Annotated in this window: 17 protein-coding genes and 1 tRNA gene; 13 read left to right on the forward strand and 5 right to left on the reverse strand. The window is 45.1% G+C overall.

Annotated features, from left to right (window positions below):
- The first annotated feature begins 2 nt into the window (after nucleotides 1-2).
- Both WCX18_RS00680 and WCX18_RS00685 read left to right on the forward strand, forming a co-directional pair.
- A complete protein-coding gene (locus WCX18_RS00680; protein ID WP_345988707.1) occupies nucleotides 3-494 on the forward strand; it encodes a hypothetical protein in 492 nt (163 codons plus the stop codon).
- Complete coding sequence (locus WCX18_RS00685) at nucleotides 494-1,258, forward strand: MnmC family methyltransferase (RefSeq protein ID WP_345988708.1); 765 nt, start codon at nucleotides 494-496, stop codon at nucleotides 1,256-1,258. Before WCX18_RS00680 ends, WCX18_RS00685 begins: the two co-directional genes overlap by 1 nt.
- A gap of 45 nt (nucleotides 1,259-1,303) precedes the next feature.
- Here WCX18_RS00685 and WCX18_RS00690 read toward each other — a convergent pair.
- Nucleotides 1,304-1,390: transfer RNA gene (locus tag WCX18_RS00690), tRNA-Leu, on the reverse strand.
- 173 nt (nucleotides 1,391-1,563) lie between these two features.
- Here WCX18_RS00690 and WCX18_RS00695 point away from each other — a divergent pair.
- From WCX18_RS00695 to WCX18_RS00710, 4 genes are all read left to right on the forward strand, one after another.
- A complete protein-coding gene (locus WCX18_RS00695; RefSeq protein ID WP_345988710.1) occupies nucleotides 1,564-2,037 on the forward strand; it encodes a hypothetical protein in 474 nt (157 codons plus the stop codon).
- 9 nt (nucleotides 2,038-2,046) lie between these two features.
- Nucleotides 2,047-4,122, forward strand: coding sequence for a hypothetical protein (locus WCX18_RS00700; protein ID WP_345988712.1), 2,076 nt, complete (start codon nucleotides 2,047-2,049; stop codon nucleotides 4,120-4,122).
- Nucleotides 4,123-4,519: 397 nt separating this feature from the next.
- Nucleotides 4,520-5,668, forward strand: coding sequence for a site-specific integrase (locus WCX18_RS00705; protein WP_345988713.1), 1,149 nt, complete (start codon nucleotides 4,520-4,522; stop codon nucleotides 5,666-5,668).
- 35 nt (nucleotides 5,669-5,703) lie between these two features.
- On the forward strand, nucleotides 5,704-6,780 hold the full coding sequence (locus tag WCX18_RS00710) for a hypothetical protein (protein WP_345988715.1): 1,077 nt from the start codon (nucleotides 5,704-5,706) through the stop codon (nucleotides 6,778-6,780).
- Between the two features lie 34 nt (nucleotides 6,781-6,814).
- On the opposite strand, the gene WCX18_RS00715 is transcribed toward WCX18_RS00710, so the two are convergent.
- Entirely contained in the window at nucleotides 6,815-6,943 is a 129-nt protein-coding gene (locus WCX18_RS00715; protein WP_345988717.1) for a hypothetical protein, read from the reverse strand.
- A gap of 38 nt (nucleotides 6,944-6,981) precedes the next feature.
- Nucleotides 6,982-7,128 carry a hypothetical protein gene (locus WCX18_RS00720; protein WP_345988719.1) on the reverse strand — a complete coding sequence of 49 codons (147 nt, stop codon included), beginning with the start codon at nucleotides 7,126-7,128 and terminating at the stop codon, nucleotides 6,982-6,984.
- 736 nt (nucleotides 7,129-7,864) lie between these two features.
- On the opposite strand from WCX18_RS00720, the gene WCX18_RS00725 reads away from it, so the two are divergent.
- Entirely contained in the window at nucleotides 7,865-8,272 is a 408-nt protein-coding gene (locus WCX18_RS00725) for a hypothetical protein (protein WP_345988721.1), read from the forward strand.
- Nucleotides 8,273-8,296: 24 nt separating this feature from the next.
- Here WCX18_RS00725 and WCX18_RS00730 read toward each other — a convergent pair whose 3' ends face one another.
- Nucleotides 8,297-8,635, reverse strand: coding sequence for a hypothetical protein (locus WCX18_RS00730; protein WP_345988723.1), 339 nt, complete (start codon nucleotides 8,633-8,635; stop codon nucleotides 8,297-8,299).
- A 446-nt stretch (nucleotides 8,636-9,081) separates the two neighbouring features.
- Between WCX18_RS00730 and WCX18_RS00735 the strand changes: the two genes are divergently transcribed.
- Genes WCX18_RS00735 through WCX18_RS00760 form a run of 6 tightly spaced genes read left to right on the forward strand, consistent with a single transcriptional unit; the run spans nucleotide 9,082 to nucleotide 15,464 of the window.
- Nucleotides 9,082-9,726 (forward strand): ParA family protein, encoded by a 645-nt coding sequence (locus WCX18_RS00735; protein WP_345988724.1) that lies wholly within the window; start codon nucleotides 9,082-9,084, stop codon nucleotides 9,724-9,726.
- A 40-nt stretch (nucleotides 9,727-9,766) separates the two neighbouring features.
- Complete coding sequence (locus WCX18_RS00740) at nucleotides 9,767-9,988, forward strand: hypothetical protein (RefSeq protein WP_345988726.1); 222 nt, start codon at nucleotides 9,767-9,769, stop codon at nucleotides 9,986-9,988.
- Nucleotides 9,988-11,541, forward strand: coding sequence for a phospholipase D family protein (locus tag WCX18_RS00745; RefSeq protein ID WP_345988728.1), 1,554 nt, complete (start codon nucleotides 9,988-9,990; stop codon nucleotides 11,539-11,541). The genes WCX18_RS00740 and WCX18_RS00745 overlap by 1 nt, the downstream gene beginning before the upstream one ends.
- A gap of 7 nt (nucleotides 11,542-11,548) precedes the next feature.
- Nucleotides 11,549-13,135 carry a class I SAM-dependent DNA methyltransferase gene (locus tag WCX18_RS00750; RefSeq protein WP_345988730.1) on the forward strand — a complete coding sequence of 529 codons (1,587 nt, stop codon included), beginning with the start codon at nucleotides 11,549-11,551 and terminating at the stop codon, nucleotides 13,133-13,135.
- A gap of 9 nt (nucleotides 13,136-13,144) precedes the next feature.
- Nucleotides 13,145-14,368 (forward strand): restriction endonuclease subunit S, encoded by a 1,224-nt coding sequence (locus tag WCX18_RS00755; protein WP_345988732.1) that lies wholly within the window; start codon nucleotides 13,145-13,147, stop codon nucleotides 14,366-14,368.
- A complete protein-coding gene (locus tag WCX18_RS00760) occupies nucleotides 14,358-15,464 on the forward strand; it encodes a DUF4238 domain-containing protein (protein ID WP_345988734.1) in 1,107 nt (368 codons plus the stop codon). The genes WCX18_RS00755 and WCX18_RS00760 overlap by 11 nt, the downstream gene beginning before the upstream one ends.
- Nucleotides 15,465-15,687: 223 nt before the next feature.
- Here WCX18_RS00760 and WCX18_RS00765 read toward each other — a convergent pair whose 3' ends face one another.
- Nucleotides 15,688-15,996 carry a hypothetical protein gene (locus tag WCX18_RS00765; RefSeq protein WP_345988736.1) on the reverse strand — a complete coding sequence of 103 codons (309 nt, stop codon included), beginning with the start codon at nucleotides 15,994-15,996 and terminating at the stop codon, nucleotides 15,688-15,690.
- Nucleotides 15,997-16,103: the final 107 nt, after the last annotated feature.

Below are 16,103 nucleotides of genomic sequence, written 5' to 3' on the forward strand. Positions count from 1 at the left end.
GCTTGGAGCAGTTTCTAGCGCTTTTTACGCCGCAGCCCGGCTACAAGATCCTCGACATCACTGCCCATACGGATGCCCTCACCGAGGCGCTGCTGCAGCGGCTGGGGCCGGTGCACGGCCGTCTGGCGCTGGCGGAGTACCCTGGGGAGCATCTGCCGCTCCCGGAGGGGACAGGGGCGACGCTTCAGCGGCAGAGCGTCCCCGATTTCGCCAAACCCTTCCGCGCCCTGCCGCGGGATAACGACATCGTCTTTATCCGGGACGTCCTGCACCGCCACAGCCAGCCCGAACGCATCCTGCGTGCCATCTATACGACCCTGGCCAACGCCGCCGAGGTGGTCATCGTGACGGAGACAGGGGCAGCCGATACCGAGGGGCAGCTTGCGCTCCTGGAAAAGGCCGATTTCCGCGCCGGTAACGTTATCGAGGAGGTCGCCGAAGGGGTGACGGTCGTCATGGGGAAGAAGATGCATATGTGGGGGAACGGTCTCTGATGCCGCGTTTTGACGATGCGCTGCACCAAAGCGTGCGCAGCGAAGACGGTACGAATACCGCCTATTCGGTCGAGTACGGCGAGCATTACCACTCCACGAAGGATGGGGCGCTGACGGAGTCACTGCAAAAGCACGTCATTCCGGCTTTCTCCTGTTTTGAGACGGCACCGTCGCTGCGTATCCTCGACATCTGTTTCGGGCTGGGCTTCAATACGCTCGCAACGCTCTACTATATGCAGGAGCAGGGGATCGGCAAAAAGATCGAGATCGTCTCCCCCGAGCTGGACGAGGCGCTGGTGCGCTCGCTGGACACCTTTGAGTACCCGGAGATCTTCCATCCTTTCCAGCCGATCATTGAAGCGATCAGCCGGACGGGCAGCTACGAAGATGAGCGGGTGAAGATTACGGTGCTCTTCGGTGACGCTCGCGAAACGCTGCCGACTCTGACGGAGCCCTTCGACATCGTCTACCAGGATGCGTTCAGCCCGGAGCACAACCCGATCCTCTGGACCTCCGAATATTTTGCCGAGCTGGCGCGCCTGACCCATGATACAAGTGTCATTACGACCTATTCCACGGCTCTCCGGACCCGACTGGCCCTCTATGAGAACGGCTTCAACATCTACCTGAACAAGGGGGAAGGGTTCCGCGACGCAACGGTGGCATGCAAAAGCGGACTGCCACGTTTCGAGAAGGTCGATATGGCGCATAAGATTGCCTGCAATCCGGATGTTAAAAGTCTGCGGGATGCGGATCTGGTTTGAATGGTTTGTGGTTAGAAAGATTTTTGTTTGGGAAAAGTTTGATGATGGTGCGCTCGAGAGGACTTGAACCTCCACGGCCGTTAAGCCACTAGAACCTGAATCTAGCGTGTCTACCAATTCCACCACGAACGCACATTGGTAATTAAAAGAGAGCGTAATTATACGCTACATTCCTTAAAATAAACAAAAATCAAAGCACCCTTTTTACGGCAATTTTCTATTTGCACCAGCGTGCATAAATCATCTGCATAAAAAACATTCAGAACCGTTTTGGTTATGTAACGCATTTGGAATACAATCTGACTATGAAAATTTTAGTTTTTGCGTTATTGCTGATCGTCTCCATTGTTCACGCCGAGCAGAAGAAGACGCATCTGCAGCTCCCTTACGCGAAAGCGATGGCCCTGCTTGAAGGGATCCGGCAGGATGCCATTGTGCTGGGAAAGGGGAGCACGGATGTGTATGTCTTCGTCGATCCGCTCTGTCCCCATTCACGCAAATTTATCCGGATGGTCTCACAGAATGCGCAGATGCTTTCGAAATACAGGTACTATATCTACCTCTACAGCATTCCGCGCCTGCACTCCGAGCGGACGGTCTCGGCAATTTTTAGCTCTGAACGGCCGGCGGAAACCCTCTTGAAAGTCATGGTCGGGCAGGAAGCCCATACGGCGGATGTGACCGGACCGATGCAGAAACGGGTCGATGAGATCGCAGCCGTCGCCCGTGAAATGGATGTCTACAAGCGTCCGTATCTTATAGTGGCACTGCACCCCTAGCGAGGCACTATGTATTATCAAACACCGGACGTTACCAGGTATGTCGATGTCGTGACCCGCTACAGGGGCTACCTTATTGCCGCCTACCTCCTGCTTTTTTTCGCGGTGTTGTCGCTCTATCACCCCAAAGTTCTCTCCTCGGACGCGATGTTCTGGCTGAAGGATTCGGCCGAACTGCACCGGAGCGAAGCGAACCGCTATACCCCCCATCTCCTCTCGAAGCTGACGGTCCATGTCGATGCGTTCGATGAAAAGACGCGGGAGGCGCTTCACAGGCTCAACGACCGGCTTGAGGGATTAGAGGGGGTGGATGAGGTCTACTCGCTCTTCAGCAAGGAGCAGAGTGCGATCGGCGGGGAATCGGAGATGGTGGGTGTCGTCAGCACCGGGGAACTGGATTCCTACCGTCTGACCCGGCTGGTCAAGGAGGCGTTCAACGCCTACGGGAACGTCGTCGATGCCGATTTCAGGACGTTCCGTTTCTTTATCAGCGCGCAGACTCCCGTTGCTGTCGACGGCCTGGCGATCCCGGGGACTTATAGTTATTCGGCGACGCCCGAGCGTGTCGACTGGGCGGAACTGCTGCGCTACGGCGGGATACTGCTGCTGACTATACTCCTCGTCTTCAGGGGGCTGTTCAAAAACTATATCGCCGCGATCAGCGCACTGGTCGTGATCACCCTCAGTACCCTCTTTACCTTCGCATTGATCTATGCGCTGACGGGAATAGACGCCGTCCATATGACGATGCCTTTCATCACGATCAGTATCGTGCTCGTGGACTTTCTCTTTTTTTATTACCGCTGGCATGTCTCCCAGTACAAGATCGACAAACGCAACGCGCTCATCAAGATGCTCAACCGCAGCTCCGCACCGGCGCTCTGGACCTCCGTTATTACGACCCTCGGGCTGGGGAGCCTGCTCTTTATCGATTCGGATATTATCCGGCTGCTCTGTCTGGGGGTGATTTTCTCTTCCATCGTCGGCTACGTCATCAACCTGACCTTCCTGCCGGCGCTGCTGAGCTATTTCGAACTGGAACACGCACACATTCCCTACGCGAAGATGGGTTATTTTTTCGCGTCGAGCGAGCTGCACTACAACCGGAAGTTTCTCCACCTTTTTTTGGGGGCGACCTTCGGGCTCATGGTGCTGGGCGGTTCGATGATTTACGGCGAAAGCAGCCGTTTTTTCAACCTCAACGTCGTCAATGACCAGATCCAGCTCAAGATCCCCTATTCGCGGATCGATCTCGAACTTATCCGTTCCATCGACCGTTTCACGGAGGCATTGGAAGACAAATTCGAGGACGGCCTGGGGGAGGTCGTCTCCCTCGCGTCGATCGTCAAGAACCTCAACGACGCCAACTCCCAGACGGACACGCTTGATGACGAGGCGCTGATGCAGGCACTTTTCTACCTCGATCTTTACGGGATGCGGGAGCGTTACTACGATGAGGACGCGGTCAATATCCGCATCAACCTCTTTGATGTCGACAAGCTGGAACTCATCGACTGGCTGTCGCATTACAGCGCCCTGGAGATCTTCTTCGTGGACAAGGAGACGCTGCTTGATAGCGCGAAATTCAACAAGACGCTGCTGCTGTCGACATCGCTGTTTTCGGCCCTGCTCGTTATCGGGTTCATCACAGGGTGGATCTTCCGCTCCGTGCCGATGGTTTTTGTCGGATTCGTCGTCAACGCGGTGCCGATCGCCTGGTTCGGGCTGCTGGTGCGGCTGCTCGACGTGCCACTGAGCCTGGAGATGCTGATTGCCATGACGATTGCCGTCGGGCTTGCGTCGGACGCGACGATCCACTTCGCATACAAGTATTTTCGTGCACGCTATTTCGGCCGGAGCCAGAAGCACGCGCTGGAGAAGATGTATTTCTATTCGGGCATCCCGGTGATTATCGGGTCTGTGGTGCTGATTGCCGTCTTTGCGGCACTCTACCTCTCAACGGTGGAGTCACTTCAGCTCATCGGCCTCTACAGTGCCGTGCTTGTTTTTATCTCGCTGCTGACGGACCTGTTCGTGTTGCCGGTGATGCTGCTCTATATCGACCGGTTCGATCGGGGCAAATAAGTGCGGCCATGCTCTTTGGGATATTTTGATGCAGAATCGCAGGTTGTATTTCTTGCTGGCGTTTTTATTCAGGGTTTTGGAAAATGTTAAATGATGGTGAAGATCTAAAAGTGGTGCGGACGAGAGGACTTGAACCTCCACACCTTTTGGGCACCAGATCCTAAGTCTAATTTTAAACGTTTTTCAAAATTTCTTAAATTGTTTCAAATCTTTTCAGAACCCCTATTTTACCGGCCATATTGGCCGTGATATCTTTTTCATGTTGATGCCTTCATTATCATTGGTTTTCAAATTTTGTAGTAAAAACTGTAGTAAAAAAATATTTTTTTCATTACAAAGTATTGTTACAATCTTTCAAGAGAGAAAGATAAAAAAAACATTCATAAGAGAGTTGTTCATGGCTATGAAACCTGCCGGTGGGAAGTACAATGGAGTATGGATCAATGAGCTCAAAAATGGTGACGTTTCATACTACATCAACTACCGCGATGAGCATGGGAAGCCGAAAAAGGTTCAGGTAGGTAAAAAAACCAAAACATCCGACTTTACAGTGAAAGACGCTTTCGCAAAACTCATCGAAATGAAATATCGACTTCAACATGACGAAGAACCGGTGCTCAAGGGTGGAAGAGTTGCCAAGATTAAGCTCGATGATTTGTGGGAAAAGTATTTCAGTTATGCCAAGGCCAATAAAAAATCCTATCTCATAGACAAACAGAATTATTATAAGCATATCAAACCCAGATTCGGTCATAAAAATGTAAAAGGGTTGAGCTCTTTGGAGTTTGAAAAGTTCAAGCAGGATCTCATGGCCAAAGGCCTGGAGGCTCAAACTGTCAAACACCAGTTGACCTTGATCCGAACAATCATCAATTTTGCGATCAAACACAATGTTCTCAAAAACTTCACCAACCCCATCGGAGGCGGAAAAGTGAAAATGCCTGACATCGACAATAAACGTCAGGCATATCTGACTAAAGAACAGGCTAGAGAAATTCTGGAGGTTTTGAAAGCGACGCATCCGCTTACATATCATTTGACCGTGTTATTGCTTTTTACCGGGGCCCGTTTCAGCGAGATTACGGGTGCTTCGGCACAGAAGAACAAAACAGGCATGGATACTCGATTGAAGTGGCATGACGTCAATTTTGAAAACAACACCATCTATTTCAAAAAGACGAAGAATGGGAATGATCGCCATATCGCAATGAATGGGATCCTCAGAGAGACTATGGACTATCTCTATGCAAATAGGTTTGATGATAATGTCATATGCAATAGCAATGGTGGAATTGTTTTGAGAATGCCGGACTATTTTTTGGCTGCGGTGGAAATTGTGATTCCAGGGAATAGAAACAGAGAAAATAAATACAAAATCACCGCCCATTCATTACGGCATACACATGCAAGTTGGCTGGCGGAAGCGGGACTGGACATTTTGCAAATCAAAGAACAACTTGGGCACAAAAACATTGAGATGACAATGCGCTATGCACATCTTATCCCAAATGTAAGACATCAGGTGACAAAGGTATTATTCTCCTAGAACGAAATAGAAGTTTATTATGAGGTATAAAATACATGTTGCTTTTGCCCAGCGTGAAAGATATTCTTAAACTGTATGGTTTCAATAGCCCAGAACAGTTTCTATATAAAGTCGGCTCTTCAGATACTAGTGATTTTCCCACCCAAAAAACATTGAAAAATATATTCTCAGGGGAGACAAGTCCGTCTAGAAAGACGATAGAAAAATTGGGCCATGCTATCCCCGAAAATTCTGTTGCTAGAATAAGCTTACAGGATATGTTGAGTGGAAAAAAAAGCCCCAAAAACTATATTTCTGAATGGGAACCAATATTGGAAGGTTTAAAACTTGGTTTTCCCCCAGATTTCTTTCCAAAGTCGTTTGAAAAGTTGGAAGAGCTTATAACTTCAGAACGCAAATTGATTCAGGATATAAACAAGACAAAGAGCCCGCAAAAGAAATTGTATCTTTTCGCAAAAGAAAAGAATATGCAGACGGTTCTTAGTAAATATGAGCAGAACATATTGAAGAAAGCTACTGCTTTGTCACCAGAAGTTCTAATTACATTAGGGAAAGCGAAGTGCAAAATCATGATGCTTTTTGCAGCTTATTTTGATGCTGAAATAGGTATTGCATATCAAGAAAAATTTGGCCCAGAGTTTTCTTTCGTCAAATTAATTATGCCAAGAGTGGAAGAGAATAAATATCTTAGTCCCATCGAACGTCTCTTCCGACGGTGGAAAGATGTCACAGGGGTTTCTTTTAAAAAAATGGCAGAGTTTATTCAGGCGGATACTCAACAGGATGATCCTAATGACGCAGCTTGGACAAAATTCAAACAATGGCGTAGAGGAGAGCACCCGGTCTCATATCGTGATATGAGCGATCTTTTATTGGCAATAAAACCTGATATAGCTCCTGTTACACTGGAAAACTCGATCATGTTGTACTACCATGCTTTGGCCCTTCATTCATTTTTTCAAGAATGCTTAGGTATCAATACGGACTTTCCCAAAGAGCTGGAAGGAAAGAGACCATTTCAATTGGACAGTGAGCTGGTAGAGTGGATGCAAGAGTATTATGAAACGTTTTTTGATATGGCATATAAAGAGTTCTCTGTTGACCAGGCCTGATGTGCCATAGCACATCGGTCTGGCAAAACTGATCTTATTTCTGATCAGTATTCATCTGCTTCCCACGGTTCCCTTGTGCTTTGTCATACACCTTGTTGGTGCCTGAAGTTCCCTTGTTTTTGTTGTTCTGATTTGCCTTATGATCGGCATTTGCTTTATTCATGATTGGTCCTTTTATTTTTTCATTGCCTCTATTGGCAATTATTCGTCGTCATCATTTTCGTCATCGAAAAGATAATCGTCATTATTCGGATTGTGGGTATCAGCCCAATCATCCATATCCGCGTCGTTGTTCGGATTATGAATATCCGACCAGAGATCATTTTCCTCTTTGGTCATATCTGACATATCTCCTCCTTTCATTTGAGATGCTGGTATGATACTTTTTATCTGGGTACCAGGGGAGGGGGAAATTTTTGGGAAATCCTAGAGAGAGTGACTAGCGAGTGCCCCCAAACCGCTCATTCAGAGACGTGCAAGAGGAGAAACAACATGGATATGACACCAGGTGAAATTGTACTAGCCATCTTGGCCGCAGTTGGCGTATTTTTGTCAATTGGAAAATATCAATACGAAAAAAAGCATAAAGACTCTAAGTAAAAGTAGTGATTCATGTAAATGCCCTTGGCTGTCAAAACGTTCAGAATAGATTTAATACCCACTGGCTGAGAGTGGAAGTTGGCTTAGTAACAATGTAAATCGCTAATGCGCCTAATACGAATGGGAAGACTCCATAAAGCAGGCCCTCCTGATTGCTTACATAGCCAGTAAGGATTGAATCAAAAAAGATTATGTTCCAAATTAACCACTTCATATTTCAACCTTCCATCTCTTTGCCTCACACCAACCGTATAAGATCATAGTCCCCCATTATAGGTACCACTTCGGAGATTTTTGTGACTCTATTGCATTTTGAAAACTCTCTTAGCAGAATCGAAAATACTCCCTATACTATAAAGTATAAATCAATAAAATAACGATAATATGTTGTCTTATGTGTTATACAGTTAATTGTGTTCACTTTATATCCTTAGTTCCCTGAAGGCAGAAGTCTTTTGAGTTCTAAATAAAAAAAAGAGGTTGTATGGCTGCTACTGCTATTTTGTTTGCTGTGATGGATATAGCTATTTATTTGGTCTTTTTGGCTTTATTGAATAGCCTGATCCCGGAGCGTGTCCCTAATATCAAACGCTATATGGTTTGGAGCATCTTTGCGGTGATATTTCTCCCTGTTTCCTTCATCGTTGGAGGCGTGTTCTTTATACCTTTCCCACTCTTCATCGTATTTACATTCATCTATATACTGGTGTCACTGTATCTTTATTGGAAAGAGAGAACTATCGATACTCGTGTGAAGAAAATGATCCTCATGGATCAAAAGTTGACGATGAAGGATGTTGTCGATACACTGAATGTCAGTGAAAGTCGAATTAATGAAGCGGTACTAAGACTGAAGTCGCGTGCGCTCGTCCCAGTTTCTACATCACTCTGAATTTTCATACGGCTTAGTACGAATTCAATAGGTGCTGCATTTATTGATGAGTACAATCGCCTCTCTTTCCGATGTAGCTCCCAGCCAAGAAAAAGAAGCGTTTCCAAAATTATCTATCCGAATTTCGTCGAAGTAATCATGATTTTTGAATAGGATAGGCGCTTCACCCAAGTTATCTACACCCATGTGAATCAGGTCCAACAAGACGGCTGAAATATCTTCTTGTATCGATTTTGGCGATGATTCACTTTCATCTAAGAAAATGAAAAACCCCTCACTGGTCAACAGCAGACAGTAGTAAACCAGAGCGCGCTTCATTCCCGTATCGGTTGTTGGTGTGAGCAAAAAGTATTTATCTCTCATGTGACTTTCCTGAATAGAAAATGAGCGTCACATTAACATAATAGGATCCTTCGAGCTTCTATCATTACATATTGATATGAAGCATAGTGTCACTGCAACAGAGAGGAATTCTTACCTTTTAATGTTCATTTATGAAGAATATATATTTACGAAAAAAAGTGCGACTAATACGTGAAAATTCAAGAAGTTATTGCAAATATGACCCTTAAAAAGTAAATATAAAAAACCGTGGCCACATCCGCCAATACGGACAACCGGATCTGTATGGCTAGCAACACGTCATACTATTTTTTGCCACTTAAAACACTATGATAAAAGTCTTGTTCGTCAAAGTGAAGATGGGAAATCAAGCACAATCTAGTTACCTAATGACAAACATGAAACTTGGCCTATTGGATATTTAATAAATATTTTTTAGATATACTATATATATCTAAAGGATATTCTTGATTCTTACACTTTCTCACCAAAAAGGCGGCGTTGGAAAGTCGACTATCGCCTGGAACCTGGCATTGGAATTCTCAAAGTTCTTACCCGTTACAGTCATCGATTTGGATATGCAGCGTTCCATGAGTGCTGCAAATAGGATTCGTACTGACAAGGGTATGGCACCTCTTGATATCTGTCATTTTGGAGATGCTGACGAGTTTGTTCACTATATCGAAAAAGATCATGAGGGTCGTCTCACTATCATCGATTCTGGCGGGTTCGACAGTTCATTCAACCGAATAGCCATTATGGCGTCAGATGTCCTCTTGACTCCAGTATCCGACAAGCCATTCGATCTTTTAGGACTACAGAAATATGAAGAGATATTGGAAGCGTTGTCGGGCTTTCAAGAAAAGACCATTAAAACGCACGTTGTGTTAAATAACTTGAACCCTGCTCTCAGAAATTTTGGTGATGTTATGGAGTTTGTATTGATGTCGGAATACTTTGAACTCATGACGTCGGTATTGAGGCAGCGAGTGGATTTTTCTAACTCTGTTGGTGTAGGGAAAAGTGTCATAGAACATGCTCCTCAGGGCAGGGCGGCTCTGGAGATGAAAGCGTTGTGTAAAGAGATAGGTGAGATATTAAATATATTATAAATATATAAAAGATATATTTTAGATATGAAAAGGATTCTTGATGGCAAAAAAAGATTTTCTGAAAAATATTGAAAAAGTCAAAAGCTCTGCAGCAATGAGCGAGCAGAATAGTAGTAAAGTAATATCGAAAGAGAAGAAGAAAAAGCTGATTACAATCCCGGTTGAATGGGAGGATAAGATCAAAGCATTTCATGGAGGTACGGTCAGTGCCTACATCCTCATTGCACTGCAGGAACGCATGCATAAAGATGGTTTGATCTGATGCAGATCATTGCCGACAACGTCAAGCTGAGAGAGAAGCTGGTCTCTTTGATAGATGAGTGTGATCGGATACAAATTGCTTCCGCCTGGGCCAGTGCCGGGAATATCGTAGTTGATGCCCTCCTTCAAAATAAAGAAAAAATACAAAAGCTCATTGTAGGGACACATTTCTTTCAGACAGATCCGAAATTTTTGGCAGCTTTCGAGGGTTTTGAAAAAGCCAGAGTCAGAATGCATGAAGGCGCCGTTTTCCATCCTAAAATCTACTATTTCGATATGGGTAACAATGGCTGGGAATGCCTGATTGGGAGTGCCAATTTGACCAATGCAGCCATGGGTAATAATGACGAGATTATGGTACTTGTCAGTGATTCAGATGCAGATGCATCGACTGCACAGCTTGATATTTGGAAAGTGATGGGAGAATGGGAAAAAAACGCCAAAAAGATAGATAATGAGTTCATCAACTTTTACACAAAGCTTTACAAGGCCAAAAGCCAGGCATTGCAAAGTGTTGCGACTCCACTGCCACCAAAGGATTCAGAACGTACATTTGACAGTGAGATTTTTTCTTTGACCTGGGAGGAGTTCTTCAATGAGATCCAGGAATTTACGATTTTTGAGAAGGGCACCATCATAGATAGAGATGCGGTATTAAGCAAGGCTCATCAGCTGTTTAGTACACATCAGAATTTCGCACAAATGGGTGAACTCGACAGGAAAAAGATCGGTGGGTTTTATGAGAGGATTGAAGACGGGTTGGACTGGCGGTGGTTCGGAAGCATGAAAGGGAGCGGAGACTTCAAAAAACAGATAAACGATAACAATCCTCATATATCAAGTGCTTTGGACCTGATACCCAACGATGGAACCGTTACACGGGAAGACTATCTCGCTTATATCGATGAATTTTCCAAGTCGTTCACGGAAGAGCAGAACAGGCTTGCTACGTCCACGAGACTGCTGACCATGAAGCGTCCTGACTATTTCATGTGCGTGGATTCGCAGAACAAAAGGCAGTTGTGCCGGGATTTTGGGATCATCGAGCGTGAGCTGAACATAGACACCTATTGGGACCTGATTACAGCGCAAATCATCAACTGTGCGTGGTGGAGCCAGGATCCATCTGTGCTTACTGGGTTGCAGCGGTCCGTATGGAATGGCAGGGCCGCATTTTTAGATGCATTGTATTATCAGAATATAGTACGTTCCAACGCGAAGCCTTTTTTACAAAGCAATTATCCCGAATTGCTGCGACATAAACTGTGTTCTAGCCGAAAATGGGAAGAAGAGGGAGACTTGGGAAATTGGTGGTTCAAGTTCTCCGAAGACGACCTCAAGAGTTATGAGTATATTGTACTCGCGGGTGCCCTGGATGATTCCAACCATGCTTTCAAACTATTCAAAATCCCGACACAATACATAATAGACCACCTTGACAAATTAGATTGTAACGCAGAAGGGCGTATGATAAATATCTATTTATCGATCGAAGACCATATCGACTTGCGTAATGACTATCATTTGAGCTTCAAAGAATTTTGTATCAACTAGGATAATTATGAGTTTCAAAAACATTCAGGAACTGGAAAAACGACTTTGGGATGCGGCCGATGAACTTCGGGCCAATTCCGACCTGACGTCGCAGGAGTATTCGCGTCCGGTGCTGGGGCTGATCTTCCTGCGCTATGCGGAGTACCGTTTCGAAATGGCGAAGGCGAGGATCGAAGAGAAGCAGAGTTCCCGCAGACGTGGTGGCGATATCAAGACGGCCATCCAGGCGGAGGGGGCGATGTATGTCCCTGAGGGAGCACTATACTCGAAATTGTTGGAGCTGCCTGACGGTGCCGATGTCGGCAAGGCGATCAACGATGCCATGAAGGCGCTGGAAGCGGAGAACGAGGCGATCAAGGATACCCTGCCGAAGACCTTTACGAAGTTCGACGGCGATACACTCTCCGGACTGCTGAAGAACTTCGCGGCGATCCGTTTCGACATTGGTTCCGACGTCTTCGGTCGGATCTACGAGTACTTCCTGACCCAGTTCGCCCGGGCCGAGGGGCAGGGCGGCGGCGAGTTCTTCACGCCGAGCCCGCTGGTCCGTCTGATCTCGGAGATCATCGAGCCTTACAGCGGCAAGGTGTACGACCCGGCGTGCGGATCGGGCGGCATGTTCGTCCAGAGTGCGGCGTTCGTGCGGGAGCACAACAAAACGGCGACTTCCGAGCTCTCCATCTTCGGCGAGGAAAAGACAGGCGATACGGTACGCCTGGCGAAGATGAACCTCGCGGTGCACGGTCTCGAAGGGGACATCAAAAACGGCAACTCCTACTATGAAGACATCCACGACAGCGTCGGCAAGTTTGACTTCGTCATGGCCAATCCCCCGTTCAACGTTGACAAGATCCAGAAGGAGCGCCTCGAAGACAGCAAGGCCCGCTTCCCGTTCGGGATGCCGCGGGTGGATAACGGCAACTACATTTGGATCCAGATGTTCTACTCGGCGCTCAACGCTAAAGGTCGTGCCGGCTTCGTCATGGCCAACTCAGCCAGTGATGCCCGCGGCTCCGAGATGGAGATCCGCCGCGAGATCATCCAAAGCGGTGCCGTCGACGTCATGGTGGCGATCAGTTCCAACTTCTTCTACACGGTAACTCTACCTAGCACACTTTGGTTCTTCGACAAAGGCAAGCCTGAAAGTCGCAAGGACAAAGTGCTCTTCATTGATGCTCGCCACATCTACACCCAGGTCACCCGGGCCGTGCGCGACTACTCCAGCGAACAGCTCAATTTCGTTGCCAATATTGTACGGCTCTACCGGGGCGAAATGGTAGACGACACTTTCCTGGCAACCCACCCCGACGAGCGAAACAGTGGTGATTGGAGCATCGAGAAATTCTTCCCGGATGGCACTTATCAGGACATCGCTGGACTCTGTAAAGTTGCGACAACTGAGGAGATCGAAGAGCAGGGATGGAGCCTCAATCCCGGACGATATGTCGGCGTTGCCGAAGGGGAGGAAGAGGATGAAGAGGAGTTCCGCATCAAGCTTGAAGAGCTGCAGGAGGAGCTGGAGATTCTGAACGGTGAAGCGCATGAGCTTAAAAAGATCATTGCTCAGAATGTTGCAGAAGTGTTAGGATACTAATAAGTGAAAGTGTCAACTACGTTAGGTGAGCACATCACGACACAAAAAGGGTTCGCTTTTAAAAGTAAATGGTATGTCACAGAGGGGCAACCCATCGTTAAGGTTAGTGATTTTACTTCGGACTCCATTGATCCAAGGAATCTAATTTGTATACCAAAAGAGCTAGCACGGGAATATTCCAAATATCAGCTTCAACAAAATGACATTATTATTCAAACTGTTGGCTCTTGGCCAAGCAATCCAGCATCTGTTGTAGGTAAAACGATACGTGTACCAAGAAGTACTAATGGGGCACTCCTTAATCAAAATGCTGTTAAAGTCATCCCAAACAAGACTATAGACCAAACATATCTATTTTACTTGTTAAGAAACAACGATTTTAAAGATTATATAGTCGGTACTGCACAAGGGGCAGCAAGCCAAGCCAGTATTACATTGGATTCAATTCGTTCATTTAAATTCGACTTGCCACATTTGGATAAGCAACGGAAAATCGCTTCCATCCTCTCCACCTACGACGACCTGATCGAAAACAACAACCGTCGCATCGCCATCCTCGAAGAGATGGCCCGAAGACTCTACCGCGAATGGTTTGTCAAATTCCGCTTTCCGGGGCATGAAGCGATCAAGATGGTTGACTCGGAGCTTGGGAAGATCCCGGAAGGGTGGGAGGTTGTTAAACTTTTTGACATCGCAGCTCCAACATATGGTTTTGCATTTAAATCTAAGCTATTCACCGATGATGGGAATGGAATCCCCGTTGTACGTATTAGAGATATTCCGAAGGGGTTGTCAAATACGTTTACCCAGGAACATCCAAAAAAAGAAGATCAAATTCTTCAAAATGGCGATTTGCTTATTGGTATGGATGGTGATTTTCACATGGGGAAATGGTCCGGAGGTCATGCGTACTTGAATCAGCGAGTAGTTAAGATTACTCCGTTTGATAATTATTCGAAATACTTTGTTTTTCTCTCGTTCCAAAAACCTATTTTGGATCTGAACAAATCGATTGTAGGTACTACGGTTGCCCATTTGGGAGATAAACATTTAAAAGAAATCAAGATAATTTTGCCAGAAGAAGGAAGTCGGAAACAAGCGGAAAGGTTGTTAGATGCATTGTTCGACAAAGAAATTAATCTAAAGCTTAGGAATCGGAATCTTCAAAAGCAACGAAATATGCTACTACCGAAACTTATCTCGGGAAAGATTAACCTTCTATATGGCAAATAGAAAAAACCAGCATTTCGTTCCACAATATTATTTTCGTTATTTTTCAAAAGGACAATCAAGCATAAATGTCCTGCTTAAAGATAGTGGAAAAATCATTGAAAATGCACCAATCAAAGGCCAATGTTCAAAAAACAATTTTTACGGATCTGTTGAAATTGAAAGCCTATTTTCAAAAATTGAGGGACGACACAGTGCAGTTTTAAAAAAAATTCAATCAATTAACTCAAAAAAAGAATTTATTGAATATGCCACTATGTGCGATGAAGCCCCAGAACTTGGATTGAATCCAGATTTGCTTGAATTACTGCAAGCAATTATGTTTCAAAAATCAAGAACGGAGTTTGAAGCGAAAAAACATAGTGAGATGTTTGGGCAAGTAATTAAAGAAGTATTTTTAAAGGATATGGAACTACAAGTAAACGATGAAATTCTCAAATATAAAGAATTTCTAGATATATCGACGGATTTAACAGATACAGTTCTGATGACACTAGAAATTGCCACAAAAAGAACAGCATTGATCTCAGACTTAGGAATTTATATTCTGAAAAACAAAACATCTACAGAATTTATTTTTAGTGATGCACCAGTAGTTATTTATAATAAGTATTATCAAAATGTTCACTTACGTGGCGTTCTTGGGTTACAATCTCCTGGATTAATGATTTTTTATCCTATTACGCCTGATACATGTATTTTATTATTAGACGAAGCTGTTTATCACGGAGCCAGTAACTTTGTTGAGATCACAAATACTCACGACATTGCGAGTATCAACAAGTTGCAGTTGCATCATAGTTTGAATGCAATCTATTTTTCGGAAAATGTCAGCCCTAAATATATTAGAAAACTATGGAAGCAACAGCGACATAGTTTTAGAACAGATAAGATGAAGGTTGTAGTTGCTTCGGCTTTAGATCATAAAGGGAATGATATGGGAGAAGTTATGCATTCATATGAACCCCAGATACCGTATTCACTAAATTTGTCATTCATCACATCCGAAGTGCGAGGTGATAAAGATTATGATAACTCGTACAGAAACCCGGAGTTAATTGCTGAAGTCGAGAAGGAAATAAAACCTTCTCAACAATAGAACTATTTTCGCCCTTTACGGGTTTGACTCAGAGCACTGCCGGCAAGAGACTTGCATGATTTGCTGGCAGAACCACTTTTGAGCACCTTAGCAGCTTTGGAAGCAACACTCTTAGAGGTCTGTTTCTTATTAGGCATCTTTTCTCCTTTCATAGGTATTTGACTTTTTTCGTTTAACGTCTGAACCCGGCAGTCATAGCCATCAAGCGACATTGATTTGAAGTTTATTCGTAGATAAACCTGTCCAAAAAACTGAGCAGATATAGCAAATAAAAAATGACTGCAGTCAGAATCAATGCAACCAGAAAATAGTATTCATTTGCCACCAGGTACCAACCAAGTGCTGCTACAGGCAAGACAATCAGTTTGGCAGATAGGTCCAACAGCTTGTTTCTTTCTCGATAAGTGTCTGACAGATCAAAACGAAAAATGAATATGACGATACCAATACCGATTGCCAGCAAGAGATACGGCCATGAAAATTCGACCGCGGTTGATGCCGCAGTCTGAAATGCATGTTTTAAATCCAACATTTTCATTCCTTTGCGAAATAGGTTTACAAATATAACATATAATTTGTAAATGTAAACCTATTTCAGTATAAATGAAGAGTAAAAAATTTACAATGTGGCCATAATTG

Source organism: Sulfurimonas sp. HSL1-2 (assembly GCF_039645565.1).
GTDB lineage: Bacteria > Campylobacterota > Campylobacteria > Campylobacterales > Sulfurimonadaceae > Thiomicrolovo > Thiomicrolovo zhangzhouensis.